16 protein-coding genes are annotated in these 16431 nt (G+C 70.2%); 4 read left to right on the top strand and 12 right to left on the bottom strand.

Features of this window, described 5'->3' with window-relative positions; genetic code table 11:
- Positions 1–64: 64 nt before the first annotated feature.
- Entirely contained in the window at positions 65–1150 is a 1086-nt protein-coding gene (locus BO64_RS07650; RefSeq protein WP_496402690.1) for a Zn-dependent alcohol dehydrogenase, read from the top strand.
- Here the strand turns inward: BO64_RS07650 and BO64_RS07645 are convergent.
- The 5 genes from BO64_RS07645 to ctrA form a co-directional block, all read right to left on the bottom strand.
- Positions 1147–1944 (bottom strand): hypothetical protein, encoded by a 798-nt coding sequence (locus BO64_RS07645; protein WP_496402689.1) that lies wholly within the window; start codon positions 1942–1944, stop codon positions 1147–1149. The two genes, BO64_RS07650 and BO64_RS07645, sit on opposite strands and share 4 nt — an antisense overlap.
- Positions 1945–2029: 85 nt before the next feature.
- The gene (locus tag BO64_RS07640; protein ID WP_496402688.1) at positions 2030–3355 is read right to left on the bottom strand and encodes a M23 family metallopeptidase; all 1326 of its coding nucleotides are present in this window, start codon (positions 3353–3355) and stop codon (positions 2030–2032) included.
- A gap of 185 nt (positions 3356–3540) precedes the next feature.
- The gene (gene arsC, locus BO64_RS07635; RefSeq protein ID WP_496402687.1) at positions 3541–3891 is read right to left on the bottom strand and encodes an arsenate reductase (glutaredoxin); all 351 of its coding nucleotides are present in this window, start codon (positions 3889–3891) and stop codon (positions 3541–3543) included.
- 31 nt (positions 3892–3922) lie between these two features.
- Complete coding sequence (locus BO64_RS07630) at positions 3923–6292, bottom strand: M20/M25/M40 family metallo-hydrolase (RefSeq protein WP_496402686.1); 2370 nt, start codon at positions 6290–6292, stop codon at positions 3923–3925.
- Between the two features lie 108 nt (positions 6293–6400).
- On the bottom strand, positions 6401–7096 hold the full coding sequence (gene ctrA / locus BO64_RS07625) for a response regulator transcription factor CtrA (RefSeq protein WP_496402685.1): 696 nt from the start codon (positions 7094–7096) through the stop codon (positions 6401–6403).
- 300 nt (positions 7097–7396) lie between these two features.
- On the opposite strand from ctrA, the gene BO64_RS07620 reads away from it, so the two are divergent.
- From BO64_RS07620 to BO64_RS07610, 3 genes are all read left to right on the top strand, one after another.
- Entirely contained in the window at positions 7397–7711 is a 315-nt protein-coding gene (locus tag BO64_RS07620; RefSeq protein ID WP_496402684.1) for a hypothetical protein, read from the top strand.
- A 136-nt stretch (positions 7712–7847) separates the two neighbouring features.
- Positions 7848–9194: a flagellar protein export ATPase FliI gene (gene fliI, locus BO64_RS07615; RefSeq protein WP_496402683.1), complete on the top strand. Its 1347-nt coding sequence runs from the start codon at positions 7848–7850 to the stop codon at positions 9192–9194.
- Positions 9191–9598, top strand: coding sequence for a flagellar export protein FliJ (locus tag BO64_RS07610; RefSeq protein ID WP_496402682.1), 408 nt, complete (start codon positions 9191–9193; stop codon positions 9596–9598). The genes fliI and BO64_RS07610 overlap by 4 nt, the downstream gene beginning before the upstream one ends.
- Before the next feature lie 10 nt (positions 9599–9608).
- Here the strand turns inward: BO64_RS07610 and BO64_RS07605 are convergent, their stop codons facing one another.
- From BO64_RS07605 to fliG, 7 genes are all read right to left on the bottom strand, one after another.
- Complete coding sequence (locus BO64_RS07605) at positions 9609–9974, bottom strand: DUF4282 domain-containing protein (protein ID WP_496402681.1); 366 nt, start codon at positions 9972–9974, stop codon at positions 9609–9611.
- A 79-nt stretch (positions 9975–10053) separates the two neighbouring features.
- On the bottom strand, positions 10054–12147 hold the full coding sequence (flhA, locus tag BO64_RS07600; protein WP_496402680.1) for a flagellar biosynthesis protein FlhA: 2094 nt from the start codon (positions 12145–12147) through the stop codon (positions 10054–10056).
- Positions 12147–13022, bottom strand: coding sequence for a class A beta-lactamase (bla, locus tag BO64_RS07595; protein WP_496402679.1), 876 nt, complete (start codon positions 13020–13022; stop codon positions 12147–12149). Before bla ends, flhA begins: the two co-directional genes overlap by 1 nt.
- Positions 13019–14386: a sigma-54-dependent transcriptional regulator FlbD gene (gene flbD / locus BO64_RS07590; RefSeq protein ID WP_496402678.1), complete on the bottom strand. Its 1368-nt coding sequence runs from the start codon at positions 14384–14386 to the stop codon at positions 13019–13021. The genes bla and flbD overlap by 4 nt, the downstream gene beginning before the upstream one ends.
- 28 nt (positions 14387–14414) lie before the next feature.
- Positions 14415–14750 (bottom strand): flagellar motor switch protein FliN, encoded by a 336-nt coding sequence (gene fliN, locus BO64_RS07585; protein ID WP_496402677.1) that lies wholly within the window; start codon positions 14748–14750, stop codon positions 14415–14417.
- 4 nt (positions 14751–14754) lie between these two features.
- On the bottom strand, positions 14755–15399 hold the full coding sequence (locus BO64_RS07580; protein WP_496402676.1) for a FliH/SctL family protein: 645 nt from the start codon (positions 15397–15399) through the stop codon (positions 14755–14757).
- Positions 15399–16427 (bottom strand): flagellar motor switch protein FliG, encoded by a 1029-nt coding sequence (fliG, locus tag BO64_RS07575; RefSeq protein WP_496402675.1) that lies wholly within the window; start codon positions 16425–16427, stop codon positions 15399–15401. The genes BO64_RS07580 and fliG overlap by 1 nt, the downstream gene beginning before the upstream one ends.
- Positions 16428–16431: the final 4 nt, after the last annotated feature.

The following is a 16431-nucleotide window of genomic DNA, read 5'->3' as shown; positions in this document are numbered from 1 at the left end:
TCCCTGGACCTGCTGAACAGCGATAAGTCTCTATGAAACGCCTGTATGAAAAGGGGAGACGCCAATGAAGGCCGCCGTGCTGCGTGAAGTGGGCAAGCCGCTTCAGATCGAGGACGTGCAGATCAGCAAGCCCGGCCCGCATGAGGTGCTGATCCGCACCGCCGCCGCGGGCGTCTGCCACTCGGATCTGCATTTCGTGGAAGGCTCCTATCCGCACCCGCTGCCGGCCGTCCTCGGCCACGAGAGCGCGGGCATCGTCGAGGCGGTGGGGTCGGAAGTGCGGACGGTGAAGCCGGGCGACCACGTGATCACCTGCCTGTCGGCCTTCTGCGGTCACTGCAACCACTGCCTCACCGGCCACATGAGCTTGTGCGTCTCGCCCGACACCAAGCGGGGCAAGGACGACGAGCCGCGCCTGACCACGGCGAACGGCCCGATGATGCAGTATCTGAACCTGTCGTCCTTCGCCGAGCAGATGCTGATCCACGAGCATGCCTGCGTGGCCGTCCGCAAGGACATGCCCCTCGACCGCGCGGCCCTGATCGGCTGTTCGGTGATGACCGGCGTGGGCGCGGTGATGCACACCTCCAACGTGCGTCCAGGCGACACCGTGGCGGTCATCGGCTGCGGCGGCGTCGGCCTGTCCGCGATCAACGGCGCGGCCATTGCGGGTGCGGGCCGGATCATCGCCATCGACGTGGTGGCCGGTAAGGAAAACTACGCCCGCGCCTTTGGGGCGACCGACTTCGTCAACGCGTCCGAGGTCGATCCCGTGCAGGCGGTGATCGAGATGACCAAGGGCGGCGTCGAGCACAGCTTCGAGGCCCTCGGCATGACCAAGACCGCCGAGCAGGCCTTCAACATGCTGGCCCGGGGCGGCACCGCCAACATCATCGGCATGATCCCGGTGGGGCAGAGCATCAGCCTGATGGGGGCGGCCTTCCTCGGCGAGAAGCGCATCCAGGGCTCGCTCATGGGCTCCAATCGCTTCCCGGTGGACATGCCGCGCCTGGTGGACATGTACATGGCCGGCAAGCTGAAGCTGGACGACATGATCTCCCGTCGCCTGAAGCTGGAACAGGTGAACGAGGCCTTCGCCGAGATGAAGACCGGCTCGATCGCCCGTTCGGTGATCGTCTTCGACGCCTAGGGCCGCTTCGGCCGCATCACCAGCCACGGTGTGGGGATGCCTCGCCATTCCCACACCGCCAGCAGCTGGTCGAGGTGGGCCAGCGCCTTCATCCAGTCGGGCATCCGGAAGGCCTTGCCGCCGGTGTCGACGCGGCGGATTTCGTGGGTGGGCGCGAACCGTTCGCCCACGATCCGCAGGGCCTCGGGACTGTGGGTCTCGACGATCAGCCGCATGTCGGCCAGGGCCGGGGCGAGGTCGGGGCGCAGGAGCTCGGTCTCGGCGCCCTCCACGTCCATGATCACCAGCGCCCGTCGTCCGGCGAAGAGCTCGAAGTCCCCGGGGGCGAAGGCTTCGCCGATGATCACCCGCTCGGCGACGCCGTTGCGGGCTGCAAGCTCCGCGCAGGCCGCCCGCGCCCCGGCCGCGATGTCGAAGGCGTGGACGGTGGCCTCGGGCATCAGCCGCGCGAGGCCCACCGCATAGAAGCCCTCGGCGCAGCCGACGTCGATCACGCAGTCGACGCCCTCCCGGCGGAAGGCTTCCAGATAGGGGTGGAGTTCGGCCTCGTAGGTGCCCAGCAGCCGTGGCATCAGCGCGCCCTCGGCCGCCCGTCCCACATAGGCCATGCCCGCGAACGGTCCGTTCAGCACGTGCGGCTCGTGGTGCTGGAAGAAGGTGTTCACCAGCATCTGCTGACGCCAGAAGCCGAGCAGCCGCAGAAGCTCGTTGAGCTGGTGTGGGTCGGGCTCGGCCGGCCAGCCCGCCACCATCGCGCGTACGCGATCCGCCGTCGCCGAGGTCAGTCTGCCCATCGACGTCTCCCCCCTGCCGGACATGGAACGCCCGGCGCGTCGGGAAATCAACGTCGCAAGCTTGGCCTTGGTTGCGGTTGGACCGCTATTCCGCAGCGGCGAACTGCTGGGACGGCTCGGAGCCGCTGTTGGCGAGCAGGCGGTGGATGCGTTCTTTCTGGGCCTTGAACCGCGCGAGTTCGGCGCCGGCCAGGACCGTGCCCTGCGGCACCTTCACGCCCACCGGATTGACGCGCTTGCCGCGCTGCCAGACCTCGTAGTGCAGGTGCGGGCCCGTGGAGAGGCCGGTGGAGCCCACATAGGCGATCACCTGGCCCTGGCGGACCTTCGCGCCGGGCTTGATGCCCTTGGCGTATCGCGAGACGTGGGCGTAGCCCGTCTCCCAGCCGCCCGAGTGGCGGATCTGGACATAGTTGCCATAGCCGCCCCAGCGGCTGGCCTTGACCACGACGCCATCGCCGGCGGCGAGGATCGGCGTGCCGTGGCCGGCGCCGAAGTCCACGCCCTGGTGCGCCCGGGCGTAGCCCAGCACCGGGTGACGACGCAGGCCGAAATTGGAGGTCATCCGCGCCCCGTCGATGGGCGTGCGCAGGAGGAAGCCTTTGATGTTCTTGCCGTTCTCGTCGAAGTAGTCGACCCCGCCGTCGGAGCGCTCGAAGCGGTAGAACTTCACGCCCTTCAGCTCGGCGTATTCCAGCTCGCCGACAGCCACGGTGCGGCCGCTCTCGGTGACCTTGCGGCCGAAGACCAGCTTGAAGTCGTCGCCCGGCTGCATCTCGCGGAAGTCGATCTTGTGGGCGAACAGCTTGGCCACCTGGGCCACGATCTCGGGCGTGGCCCCCAGCTTGGCGGCGCTCTGGTAGAGTGAGCCGCGGATCTCGCCGTCGGCCACGGTGACGTCCTGACGGACCTCCTCTTCCAGGGCCCGCAGGCGCAGGGCGCCGTCGAAGCTGCGGGAAAGGGTGATGGCCGTGGCCGGGCCCGTGCGCATGGACAGGCCGATCAGCCGGGCCGGTCCGCGTTCGGCGCGAGGCCTGGCGATGGCGGCGTCGAAGGCCATGCCGGCCTTGATGTGGACCGTGTCCATGGCCTGGCCCAGGGCGGCCACGGCCTGGCGGGCCTCTTCCCGGGTGACGCCGGCCCGCTGGACGGCCTGTTCGAGGGTTTCCCCGCGCTGCACCTTCAGAGGCACGTTCTCGGGCCGGTCCCATTCCGGCTGGATCATGGCGCTCTGGGTGAAGGCGGCGTGCTGCAGGGCCGCGACAGCCTCAGGCGCCAGCGGCGGTGCGGAGGGGGCGCTGGTGGTGTCGGTGAGCTTCCACGCCACGAACAGGGCCATCAGGGCTCCGCCCCCGGCCAGTACGCGCGGGGCAATCCGGAACGAGAACCGTCGCGGGTCGAATTCTGCCATTACGCCCCCGTACTAGCCGCGCGAGGTTAAGGCGCTGCTACGCAAAGCCACAAAACTGTCAGCGTTCCCCCGGCGAGCACCTCAGTGAGGGCCGCTCCCCGGGCGCATGAATACCGGAAAATCGGCCGAGCGCCACCGGCCGATTTGTCACGGACCTTTGCCCAATGCCCTCCTGACGCGGGTGTTTAGAGCAAACCGAGAACCAGCTCCGCCGGGCGGCAGAGCGCAGCTCCCTTTGGCGTAACAACGATAGGGCGATTCACCAGCGCTGGCTCGATGATCATGGCGGCGATCAGCGCTTCGTCCGAGGCGGTGGGGTCCGTCAGCCCGAGTTCGTCGGCGCGCGTGCCCTTCACCCGCAGGATGTCGTGGGCCGAGGCTCCCATGCGCTTGAGCAGGTCCTGCAGCTGTTCCTTGGTCCAGCCGGTCTTCAGGTACTCGACCACCGTGGGCTCGACCCCCTTCTCGCGGAGCAGGGCCAGGGTGTTGCGGGACGTGCCGCAGGCGGGGTTGTGATAGATGGTGACGTCGCTCATGGGCGCTTCCGATAGCCCATCGGGCGCAGGATCACCAAGCCAGCCGCCGGCTCGCGGTGATGATCGTCGACCCCGAAAAACCCCACGGCATGACATCGTCAGGCATCGGCGGCAGCGGCCTTGCGCCGGCCGGCCAGTCGGGCAGGACGGCGGCGGCCTGGACCTGGAGCGCACCTGCCTTTTCGGGGCGCAGGACCAGTTCCACGGGCTCGCCCGACGACCAGTAGAGCGTGGTGGCCTTGCCGGCCGCCAGACGCCCGTCCTGGGCGATCCCGGCGACCCCGGCGAGGGCGACGTCAGCCTCGGGCGTCAGCCGCAGGACCAGCACGCGGGCGCCGGGCGGGGGCGTGGCCATGAGCGTCAGGGCCCCATCGTCGCGGGGGCTCAGGGCCAGCGCCGGGCCGGGCTGGTCCACGAAGGGCGCCGGGGCGGCGCGGACGGGGAAGCTCCAGCACCAGTGGCGGCGATCGCTCACCGGGCCGCTCGCGGCGAGGGCGGTCTCGGCCCAGGCGACCTTGTCCGGCGTCATGCTGACCAGGTAGCCGCGGCGGGCGTCTTGGTCGACCTGATAGACCACCTGGGCCGCCTCGGGATTGGCCGCGTCATACGGATCGGCGAAGCGCACCCAGCCGGTCACGGCTAGGCCCGCCACCACCAGGAGCGCGCCGAGGCCGCGGCCGGGCGGAGCGCCGTCGGCGGGCTGGGCGAGGGGCCACAGCGCCAGGGCCGCCAGCAGGGCTGGAAGGGCCAGCAGCGGCATCAGGTCCATGCTGAGGAAGGCGCCGTGGGCGAGGGCGCCCAGCCAGCCCAGGATGAGGGCGGCCGCGAGGGTCAGGACGGCCAGGGCCGCATAGCCTCGGCGGCCCCCCAGGTCTGTGGCGGCCGCGGCGACGGCGGCGACCAGCAGCGGCCAGGCGAAGACATGGGCCGCCGGCGGGGCGATCGCCTGGACGACGGCGCCCAGCAGGAGGCCGGCCAGCAGGACGCCGCCCCACCCGGCGGGGCGGCTCACGGGGCGACCGTAGGCCAGGCCTCCCACAACAGCGGCCGCGCAGCCCACCGCCAGCGCGATGGGATCAAAGCCTCCGAAGGCCGAGCAGCCGAGGCCGGCGAGCAGCGGCACGAAGGCGACGATCCGCCGGCCGCGGGCCAGTTCGGCGGCGGCGGCCAGCACCACCCCGAGGCCGATGAGCACCACAGCGGCTTCCCAGCGGCTCACCTGGGCCAGGAGGAAGCGCTGCTGCAGGAAGCCGAAGCCGGCGCCCGTGGCGTCCCGGGCGAACATCAGCACCACGGCCACGGACAGGGCCGCGAACACCAGGGCGCCCGCGCCGCGGGCGAGGTCCGTCCAGGCGAAGGGATCAGCCCGGCGCGCGCGGCGCAGGGCCAGGGCGGTCAGGCCGAGGGCGATCGCCAGCAGCGCCCAGCCGACCCAGGGGGGATAGGCGATCACGAGGTCGCCGAACACCTGGCTGTGGACCACGGACGGCCGCTTGCCTGGCAGGGCCTTGTCGAAGGCCGCCGCGAGGGCGAGGGCGAGGACCTGGGCGCCCATGTCCTGCAGGCTGCCCTTCTCGAGGCGCTCGGGCGTGGAATTGGGCGAGTGGTACTGGAACTGTCGCCCCACGAAGGCGAAGTTCATCCCGGGCGCGCCCGCCGCCAGGGTCTCGGTCAGGTCGGTGTCGTTGGGCATCCGCTCATAGACGAACACCGTCAGCGAAGAGGTGGCCGGTCGCGGGGCCGTCCGCCGCAGGAGGTCGATCAATTCGCCGTTGTCGGGGCTGGTCTGGAACATCTGAACCCGGCCGCCGGCGCCCCGCGTCTCCATGTTGAGGACGAGGCCGATGCGCCTGGCCAGCGGATCGCGCCGGAAGAAGTGGTTGGCCCCCAGCAGGCCCGCCTCCTCGCCGTCGGTGATGACGATCATGACATCGCGCTCGGGGACGCCCCGGGCCTTGAGGGCGCGCACGATCTCCAGGGCTGCGGCGGTTCCGGCCGCGTCATCCGCCGCGCCGGGCGAGCCGGGCGCGCTGTCATAGTGGGCCATCAGCGCCAGGGCCGGGGCGTTGCGGTCACGGCCCGGCAGAACGCCCACAAGGTTCTCCACGGGCCCGCCGATGATGCGCTCGCCCCGCGCCTGGACCCCGACGCCGGGGCGCACCTGCGGCGACAGGCCAAGCTCGGCCATGCGGCCGATCAGATAGTCCCGGACGCGGCGGTTCTCGGGCGAGCCGACCGGGTGTGGGGCGCGGGCCATGGCTTCCACGTCGGGCATGGCGCGCAGGGCGGAGAACTCGGTGGGCGGAGCGTCCAGACCCTTCGGCTCCGGCGTCTGTTCCGCCCGCCAGGCGACGACGATGCCCAGGGCCAGCGCCACAATGAGCGCGATCAGCCTGCCCATGCCCGTCCCTCCCGACGTGATGTTTCGGTCAGGCTAGCGCGGGGCATCCCAAAACGAAAACGCCCGCCGGACAAGGCGGGCGCTCGATAACTCTCCTCGGAGCGAACTCTAGGCGGCGGCGACGCCTTCCATCGGGTCGCGCAGCACATAGCCGCGGCCCCAGACGGTCTCGATGTGGTGCTTGCCGTCGGCGGCGGCGGCCAGCTTCTTCCGTAGCTTGCAGATGAAGACGTCGATGATCTTCAGCTCCGGCTCGTCCATGCCGCCGTACAGGTGGTTCAGGAACATCTCCTTCGTCAGGGTGGTGCCCTTACGAAGCGAGAGCAGCTCCAGCATCTGGTATTCCTTGCCGGTCAGGTGGACGCGGATGCCGTTCACCTCGACCGTCTTGGCGTCCAGGTTGACCACGATGTCGCCGGTCTTGATCACCGACTGGGCGTGGCCCTTGGAGCGGCGGACCACGGCGTGGATGCGGGCGACCAGCTCATCCTTGTGGAACGGCTTGGTCATGTAGTCGTCGGCGCCGCCGGAGAAGGTCTTCACCTTCGTCTCGATCTCGGCGGTGCCGGACAGGATCATGATGGGGGTGTTGATCTTGCCGACCCGGAGGTTGCGGAGCACATCCATGCCGCTCATGTCGGGCAGGTTCAGGTCGAGCAGGATCAGGTCGTAGTCGTAGATTTTGCCGAGGTCGACGCCTTCCTCACCGAGGTCGGTGGTATAGACATTGAAGCCCTCGGACTTCAGCATCAGCTCGATGCTTTGCGCGGTGGCGCTGTCGTCCTCGATCAACAGTACGCGCATTCGCCTCTCCTAACGACTACCCGCAAACCCCTCGCGAATTCTCAGAATCCGCCCCGAGCCTCGCCGTTATCTTGCCAGCGAGTTAATTTAAGACTGGTTAATGGAACTGGCCCGTCTGACCGAATCGTTAATCTGATTTGAGAATCGGACTCAAGCGCCGCGTGGCGGACCGTCGGTCGCACCTTCGTTGAATCTTTCGTGATTGACGGCGCGGAGCGCAGGCGGCCCCGAGGGGATTCGCCACCTGCGGGAACGGCGCCGCCGCTCGTCGGTTTTTCAGGGGAACCGAAGCGAGGACCGATGCAGGACGCCCCCGAAACGCCCCTTACGGACGGCCGTACGCCGCTCTGGAGCCGCGAGAACCTCAAGCGCGTCACCGCCGCAGCGCCCGTGCTGAGGCCGGCCATGCGCTACGTGCCCAGAAATCCGGTGCTGCTGCTAGGCGCGGTGGCTCTGGGCGTGGCCGGGGTGCTTGCCTGGCGCAACCGCGAGCGCATCGCCGAGCGCAGCCGACCGCTCCTTGACGACGCCCGCGCCCGGGCCCAGCCCCTGCTCGATGGCGCCATGGCCCGGGGCGAAGCCCTGCGCGAGAAGCTGCCGCGGAAGCGGCGCTGAGCGCGCCGGAACAGCGGCCCTTTCGCGGTCGTAAAGGTTACCAAAATCCCGCGCCGGCCCGGCCAACCGGCGGTATTCTTCATTTCCTCTTAACGACGAAGCACCGACTCTCCTCCCGCTGGGCTGAGGGGCTTGCGTGCAGAGTTTTATCGCCGCCGTTGAGCGGCTGGATCCCCTGACTGTGTCAGGCCGCGTGGCTGCCGTGAACGGCCTCCTGATCGAGGCGCGTGGCGGCCTCACGCGCCTGGCCGTCGGCGCCCGGGCCGAGATCATGCGTTACGGCCATGAGCCGCTGGCCGCCGAGGTGGTGGGCTTCCGCGACACCCGCGCCCTCCTGATGCCGTTCGGCGCCGTGGAAGGCGTCGCCCCGGGGGCCGAGATCCGCATCGAGCCCCACGGCTCGGCCGTGCGCCCCACGAGGGCGTGGCTCGGCCGTATCGTCGACGCCTTCGGCAACCCCATCGACGGCAAGGGGCCGCTGCCTCAGGGCCTCGTGGCCTATCCGCTGCGCGCCTCGCCGCCGCCCGCCCACGCCCGGGCCCGGGTGGGCGAGCGGCTGGATCTGGGCGTGCGGGCCATGAACGTCTTCACCACCTGCTGCCGCGGCCAGCGCCTGGGGGTCTTTGCGGGCTCCGGCGTCGGCAAGTCGGTGCTGCTCTCCATGCTGGCCAAGAACGCCGACTGCGACGCGGTGGTGGTGGGCCTGATCGGCGAGCGGGGCCGCGAGGTCCGCGAATTCATCGAGGAGACGCTGGGCGAGGAGGGGCTGAAGCGCGCCATCGTGGTGGTCGCCACCTCGGACGAGCCGGCCCTGAAGCGCCGCCAGGCCGCCTACATGACCATGGCCATCGCCGAGTACCTGCGCGACCAGGACCTGGAAGTGCTGTGCCTGATGGACAGCGTCACCCGCTTCGCCATGGCCCAGCGGGAGATCGGCCTGGCCGCCGGCGAGCCGCCAACCACCAAGGGCTATACGCCCACTGTCTTCACCGAACTGCCCAAGCTCCTGGAGCGGGCCGGGCCCGGGCCGATCCGCGCCGACGGCAGCCGCGCCGGGCCGATCACCGGCCTCTTCACCGTGCTGGTGGACGGGGACGACCACAACGAGCCCATCGCCGACGCCGTCCGCGGCATTCTCGACGGCCACATCGTCATGGAGCGGGCCATCGCCGAGCGCGGCCGCTTCCCGGCGATCAATGTGCTGAAGTCCATCAGCCGGACCATGCCGGGCTGCCAGCAGCCGCACGAGCGCGAGGTGGTGCGCATGGCCCGCCAGGCCCTGTCGGCCTACGCCAACATGGAAGAACTGATCCGCATCGGCGCCTACCGCGCCGGGGCCGATCCGCTGATCGACCGGGCCATCGAGCTGATGCCGTCCCTGGAGGCGTTCCTCAGCCAGGACCCGCACGACGCCACCGGCCTTGAGGAGAGCTTCGCCGGCCTGGCCATGATCCTGGGCGCCGGCGCCGAGGTCGCCGCATGAGCCGCTGGGCCCAATCCCTTGTGAAGCTCGCCTCCTACGAGGTGGAGACCCTGCAGAAGCGGCTCACCGAGGTGGCGGATCGCCGGGCGGCGGCCGAGCAGCGGCTCGCGCGGCTGGAGGCCGAGGCGCAGGCCGAGATCGCCAACGCTGCGGCGGACCGGGACGCCGCCCTCAGCCTGTCGGCCTATCTCGACGGCCTGCGGCTGCGGAAGGCGGCCGTGCAGGCGGAGATCGACGCCCTGCTGGCCGAGGAAGCCGGGGCGCGGGACGCCCTGGCCGAGGCCTTCGAGACCCAGAAGAAGTACGAGCACGTGGCCGAGTCCGCCCGGGTGCTGGAGTTGCGGGAAGCCGGCCGCCGGGAGACGGCGGCCCTGGATGAACTGGGCCTGCGCAAGGCCCGCTAGCGCGCAGGCGTCAGGAGCGGCCCTGACGGGCGCGTTCTTCCTCGACGTCGCGCCGCAGGACCGAGAGGTCTTCGCCGATCCGAAAGATCGCCACGTAGAACTCGCAGAACGAGCGCCACAGCAGCACGGCTGCGCCCACGCCCAGCAGCCCCACGCCCAGCACCGCCAGGGCCAGCAGAATGCCCAGGATGCTCCCTTCGCGGATGGCGACGCCGACGGTGGCGCCCAGGACGCCGAAGGCCATGACGGCGATCACCCCGAGGCCCGCCCAGTAGACCAGGTGGATCACCTGGCTGGTCATCAGCCGCTCGAAGGTCAGCAGGTCCCAGAGGAACCGCGGGCCCGAGCCTTGGGGTCGTTCGAGAGGAGACCGCATCCGAAACCTGAAAGTCCTTGAGACTGGCGTGAACCGCTATCAGCGCCCGGCCCGGGCTGCAACGGCAGACCGTGCGGCGCTAGATCGCGCCGACCGTCCGCAGGCGGGCGCGGGCGTGGATTTCGTTCTGGCTCATGACCGGCGTCTGGCCGCGGAAACGCTCGATGATCGAGCGGACGTAGGGCCGGATGGCCGGGCTGGTGAGCAGCACCGGCGAGTCGCCCGCGAGGGCCGCGCGCTCGAAGGTCTCGCGCACCCCGCGGATGAAGTCCTGCAGGCGCGAGGGGGCGAGGGCCAGCTGGCGCTCCTCGCCCTGGCCGACCAGGGCCTCGGCGAAGGCGTTCTCCCACTCGGCCGACAGGGTGACGATGGGCAGGGCGCCATCGTCGCCGCGGTAGGCGTAGCAGAGCTGGCGGGCCAGGCGCGCGCGGACCTGTTCCACCAGCATGGTGATGGAGCCGGTGTGCGGGGCGGCCTCGCCGATACCCTCGAGGATGGCGCCGAGGTCGCGGATCGAGACCCGCTCGCGCAGCAGCGCCTGCAGCACGCGCTGGATGGTGGTGGTGGTGACCACCGACGGCACCAGATCCTCGACGAGCTTCTTCTGGTGTTGGGGCAGGTCGGCCAGCAGCTTCTGGACCTCGGCGTAGGACAGCAGGTCGGGCATGTTGTCCTTGAGGATCTCGGTCAGGTGCGTGGTCAGCACCGTGGCCGGGTCGACGATGGTGTAGCCGCGGAAGGTGGCTTCCTCGCGCAGGCTGTCGTCGATCCAGGTGGCCGGCAGGCCGAAGGCCGGCTCCTTCACATGCTCGCCGGGCAGCTCCACCTGGCCGCCGCGCGGGTCCATGGCCATGAGCTGGCCGAGGCGCACCTCGCCCGAGCCGCACTCCATCTCCTTGATGCGGATGGCGTAGCCCTGGGAGGGCAGGCGCATGTTGTCGAGGATGCGCACCGACGGCATCACGAAGCCGAAGTCCGCCGCCAAGGTCTTGCGCAGGGCCTTGATCTGGTCGGTGAGGCGGCGGCCTTCCAGGTCGTTGATCAGGCCCAGGAGCCCGTAGCCCAGCTCGATCTTGATCTCGTCGATGGCGAGGGTCTGGGAGATCGGCTCCTCCTCGTCCGCCGGCAGGTCGGGGGCGATCTCGACGGGCGCGGGCTCGGCGGCCTTGTGCGAGCGCCGCCAGGCCAGGACCCCGGCCCCGGTGGAGATCAGGGCGAAGGGGATCATCGGCATGCCGGGGATGAAGGCGATCACGCCCGCCGCCGCCGAGACCATGCCCAGGCTCACCGGGTTCATGGCCAGCTGGGCGACCAGGGCCTTGTCGGCCGCGCCCTCGACCCCCGCCTTGGAGACCAGCAGGCCGGCGGCGATGGAGATGATCAGGGCGGGGATCTGGCTGACCAGGCCGTCGCCGATGGTCATGATGGTGTAGCTGGAGGCCGCCTGGCCCAGGGGCGCCTTGTGCTGCATCACCCCGATCAGGATGCCGCCGATCACATTGATGGCGACGATAATCAGGCCGGCGATGGCGTCCCCGCGCACGAACTTCGAGGCGCCGTCCATGGCTCCGAAGAAGGTGCTCTCCTGCTCCAGCTCCTTACGGCGAAGCTTGGCCTCGTCCTGGTCGATCAGCCCCGCCGACAGGTCGGCGTCGATGGCCATCTGCTTGCCGGGCATGGAGTCCAGGGTGAAGCGGGCCGACACCTCGGCGATCCGCCCAGAGCCCTTGGTGATGACCACGAAGTTCACCAGCACCAGGATGGCGAAGACGATCACCCCGATGACGAAGTTGCCGCCCATCATCAGGCGGCCGAAGGTCTCGATGACCGCCCCGGCGCCGTGGGCGCCCTCGTGGCCGTGACTGAGGATCAGCCGGGTGGACGCGATGTTGAGGCCCAGCCGGAAGAGGGTGGTGACCAGCAGCACGGTCGGAAAGGCCGTGAACTCCAGCGGCTTCTTGATGAGCAGGGCCGTCATCAGGATGAGCACCGCCGAGGTGATCGAGATGGCCAGCAGCATGTCCAGCATGAAGGCCGGGATCGGCAGGATCAGCAGGACGACGACGCCGACGATGGCGAGCGCCAGGCCCACCTCGCCGCGGGCCAGCCAGCCCCACATCTCTTTCGGCGAAGGGGCCGAGGCGAACCGTCCGGGCATGCCCGTATCCGACATCAGGCGAGCCTCGCGCGGGCGATGCGGCCGACTTCGGCGTGCGCGGCGTTGCGGACGTCCATCGGGACCTCGGTTCCGGTGATGTAGCAGGCCAAGTAGAGGCGCGGCCCGGCGGGCGGCCAGAAGACGGCCACGTCGTTGGCGGAGCCGCGGTCGCCCGTGCCGGTCTTGTCGCCGGCGCGCCAGCCGGCCGGCAGGTCCTTGCGCAGGCGCTCAAGGCCCGTGGCCGAGCCCTGCAGCCAGGCTTGCAGGCGGCCCAGGGACGCCGGGCCCAGCACTTGGCCGTCGAACAGGCGCCCAAGGCTCTCGGCCATGGCCCGCGGGGTGGTCGTGTCGCGGGCATCGCCCGGGCGCGCCTCGTTGAGCTCGGTCTCCCAGCGGTCGAGGCGCGTGGTCTGATCGCCGATGGCGCGCAGCCAGGCGGTGAAGCCCGAGGGGCCGCCCACGGTCTTCAGCAGCAGGTTGGCGGCGGGATTGTCGCTCACCTCGACGATGGCCTGGCACAGGATCTCGACGCTGAGCGCGCCGGCCTGCAGGTGGGCGCCGGTGACGGGCGCATGGGGAACCATGTCCGCCGGGCCGTAGGCGACCATGCGGTCGAGGCGCTCCTCCCCTGCGTCCACCCGCGCCAGGATCTGGCCGGCGAGCAGCGCCTTGAAGGTGGAGCACATGGGGAAGCGTTGGTCGGCCCGGTGGCCCAGGCTCGCCGTCCCGTTGGTGGCGAAGACGCCCAGCCGCCCGCCGCCCAGGCGCTTCTCCAGGGCTTCGAAGCTATCGGCCGCGCCGAGGGCGGGCGCAGCTGCGCCCAGGGCCACGGCCACGCCGCCCGTCAGGGCCGCGCGCCGGGAAACGGCCTGGCGGGCCGTGCAGCTCACGCCGCGCTCGCGCCCATCTGCGGCGCCGGCACCGCCACGCCTGCCTCGGCGTATTCCTTCAGCTTGTTGCGCAGGGTGCGGATGGAGATGCCCAGGATGTTGGCCGCATGGGTGCGGTTGCCCAGGCAGTGCTCCAGGGTGTCGAGGATCAGCTGCTGCTCCATCGCCGCCACGGTCTGGCCGACGAACGAGCGCTGGGCGGTCTCCGCGGCCATGGAGGCGGCCTGGGCCGTGCGAACATGCGGGTCGGCGGGGGCCAGCGGCTGGCCGTCGGGCAGGCGGATGGCGTTCTCGTCGATCTCGGGGCCAACGGCCAGGAGTACGGCCCGGTGGATGGCGTTCTCCAGCTCGCGGACGTTGCCCGGCCAGCGGTGGGCGGCCAGCCGGCGCTTGGCCTCGGCCGACAGGGGCCTTTCAGGCATGCCGTTGGCCGCGGCGTACTTCTTCACGAAGAACTCGGCGAGGGCGATCACGTCGCCCGGACGCTCGCGCAGCGGCGGCAGGCGCAGGTTCACGACGTTCAGGCGGTACAGCAGGTCCTCCCGGAAGGTTCCGTCCTTCACGGCCTGGGCGAGGTCGCGGTTGGAGGTGGCGAGGATGCGGATGTCCACCTTCACGGGCTTGGCGCCGCCGACGCGGTCGATCTCGCGCTCCTGCAGGGCGCGCAGCAGCTTGGCCTGCAGGCGGGCGTCCATCTCGGAGATTTCGTCCAGCAGCAGGGTGCCGCCGTTGGCTTCCTCGAACTTGCCGATGCGGCGGGCCACGGCGCCGGTGAAGGCGCCCTTCTCATGGCCGAACAGCTCGCTCTCCAGCAGGTTCTCAGGGATGGCCGCGCAGTTGACCGAGATGAACGGCTTGGCCGCACGGCGCGACTTCTGGTGGACGTAGCGGGCGATCACTTCCTTACCGACGCCGCTCTCCCCGGTGATCAGGATCGAGGCGTCCGAGCCCGCCACCTGGTCGGCAAGCTGGATGACCTGCTGCATGGACGGGTCGCGCACGATCATCGGCCGGTTGTCGTCGGACACTGCCGACAGCACCGCGGCGATCAGCTCGGCCTCGGGCGGCAGGGGAATGAACTCCTTGGCCCCGGCGCGGATCGCCTCGGCGGCGCGCTTGGGGTCGGCCCCGACGCCGCAGGCCACCACCGGCACCCGAATCCGCTCGGCCTCGTTGGCCTCGATCAGGCCGGCGATGTCGAGCTCGTAGTCCACCATCAGGAGGTCGGCGCCCTGGCCGGCGCGCAGGGCGTGGGTGGCGGCCGCGATGGTCTCCACGTGGCTGACCTTCGCGCCCGCGCTCATCGCCATCTTCACGGCGGTGGAGAGCTGTCCGCTCAGTTTTCCGACGACCAGAAGCCGCATCGGGAATCTCCTTCACGCACCGGCGGCCTCAGGCCGCGGCGTCACCGTCCTTGATGATTTCCGTCATGGTCACGCCGAGGCGCTCGTCGACGATCACGACCTCGCCGCGGGCCACCAGGCGGTTGTTCACATAGATGTCGATGGCCTCGCCGACCTTCCGGTCGAGCTCCAGGACGCTGCCCTGGCCGAGCTGCAGGAGCTGGGCGACCGAGAGGGTCGAGCGGCCCAGAACCGCCGAGATGCTCACCGGAACGTCGAAGACCGGGGCGAGGTCGCCGGCGGTCTTGTCCTCCACGGCGCCGGGCTCGGGCAGGGCGCCCTCCTCGGGACCGAACTCGTCGAGCTTCAGATCGTCTGCCGCCATGGGTCTAGCTTTCGCTGCCGGGGATCAGGGGTTCGGCGTGCAGGCCCTCCGCCGCCAGGGCGGCCTCGAGGGCCTCGGTCACGCGAAGCGTCGCGCGGGCCGGGTCGAACGTCGCCGCCCCGTCGCCGAAATCGAGGGTGAAGGCGTGGCGGCCGAAGCCGGGCTCGGCCTTGATCTGGATGGCGCCGTCGAAGCCGATGGACCGGGCGACGGCGTCCAGCTCCGTCTGCAGCCGCTCGCACAGTTCGGGCTCGGCGGTGACGGTGAGCCGCGGCTGGGCCTCGATCTCCCGCGCCAGGGCGGCCAGGGCCGCCTGCGCCGGGGCCTCGGGGAAGCGGTCCAGGGCCGCATCGGCGATCGCTCGCCCGCAGGCGAGGGCGAGGACCGCCGATTGGGTGCGGTGCTCGTGGGCGACCTCCGCCAGTTTCGGCAGGGCCTGGGCGCAGGCGGCCGCGATGGCCGACAGGGCCTGAGCCTGCTGGGCGGCGATACTCGCCATGGCCTGGGCGTGGCCCTCGGCGAAGGCCTGTTGGCGCAGGGCCTCGGCCTCCTCGGCGGTGAACGTGCGCTTGGGCCGCGGCGCCGCATAGGCGATGTCGCCGGCGGCGTCGAACTCGGTGTCGAAGGTGAATTTCTGCAGGCCGGCCATCAGTACACGAGCTCATCGTCGCCGCCGGCGCCGGCCAGCATGATCTCGCCCTTGTTGGCGAGGTCCTTGGCCACCTGCACGATGGCCATCTGCGCCTGGTCCACGTCGCGCAGGCGCACGGGACCCATGGTCTCCATGTCCTCGCGCATGATCTTGGCCGCCCGCTCGGACATGTTGGAGAAGAACATTTCCCGCAGGCTGTCCGAGGCGCCCTTGAGGGCCAGGGCGAGCTGGTCCTTCTCCACCGACCGCAGCAGGGTCTGGACGCCGCCGGGATCGAGCTTGGCCAGGTCCTCGAAGACGAACATCAGGGCGCGGATACGCTCGGCGGCCTCGCGGTTGCGCTCCTCCAGAGCGGTGAGGAACCGGGCCTCGGTCTGCCGGTCGAAGGCGTTGAAGATGTCCGCCATCATCTCGTGGCTGTCGCGCTTGGAGGTGCGCGCCAGGTTCGACATGAACTCGGTCCGCAGGGTCTGCTCGATCTTGTCGAGGATTTCCCGCTGCACCGGCTCCATGCGCAGCATGCGCATGACGCATTCCAGGGCGAAGTCCTCGGGCAGGGCGGCCAGCACCCGGGCGGCGTGCTCGGACTTGATCTTCGAGAGCACCACCGCGACCGTCTGCGGGTATTCGTTCTTGAGGTAGTTGGCGAGCACGGCCTCGTTCACGTTGCCGAGCTTGTCCCACATGGTCCGGCCGGCGGGCCCGCGGATTTCCTCCATGAGCTGCTCGACCTTGTCGGGCGGCATGATCGAGGCGAGCAGGCGCTGGGTCTGCTCGAACGAGCCCATGATCGCGCCGGTGGAGGACATCCCCGACACGAACTCCACCAGCAGGTCCTCGACCACCGAGGCCTGGACCGTGCCCAGGCTGGCCATGGCCTGGGAGATCTCCTTGATCTCGTCGTCGTCCAGCTGCTGCCAGATCTGGGCGTGATCCTCGCCGAGGGCGAGCAGCACCACGGCCGCCTTTTCAGGGCCGGTGAGCTTGGCCGGATCGGTCACGCCTTTGGCTTTCGAACGGATCATGGCG

This window comes from Phenylobacterium composti DSM 19425 (assembly GCF_059568645.1).
The sequence above is the reverse complement of the archived record's forward strand: the minus strand, read 5'-3'. Positions and strand labels throughout refer to the sequence as shown.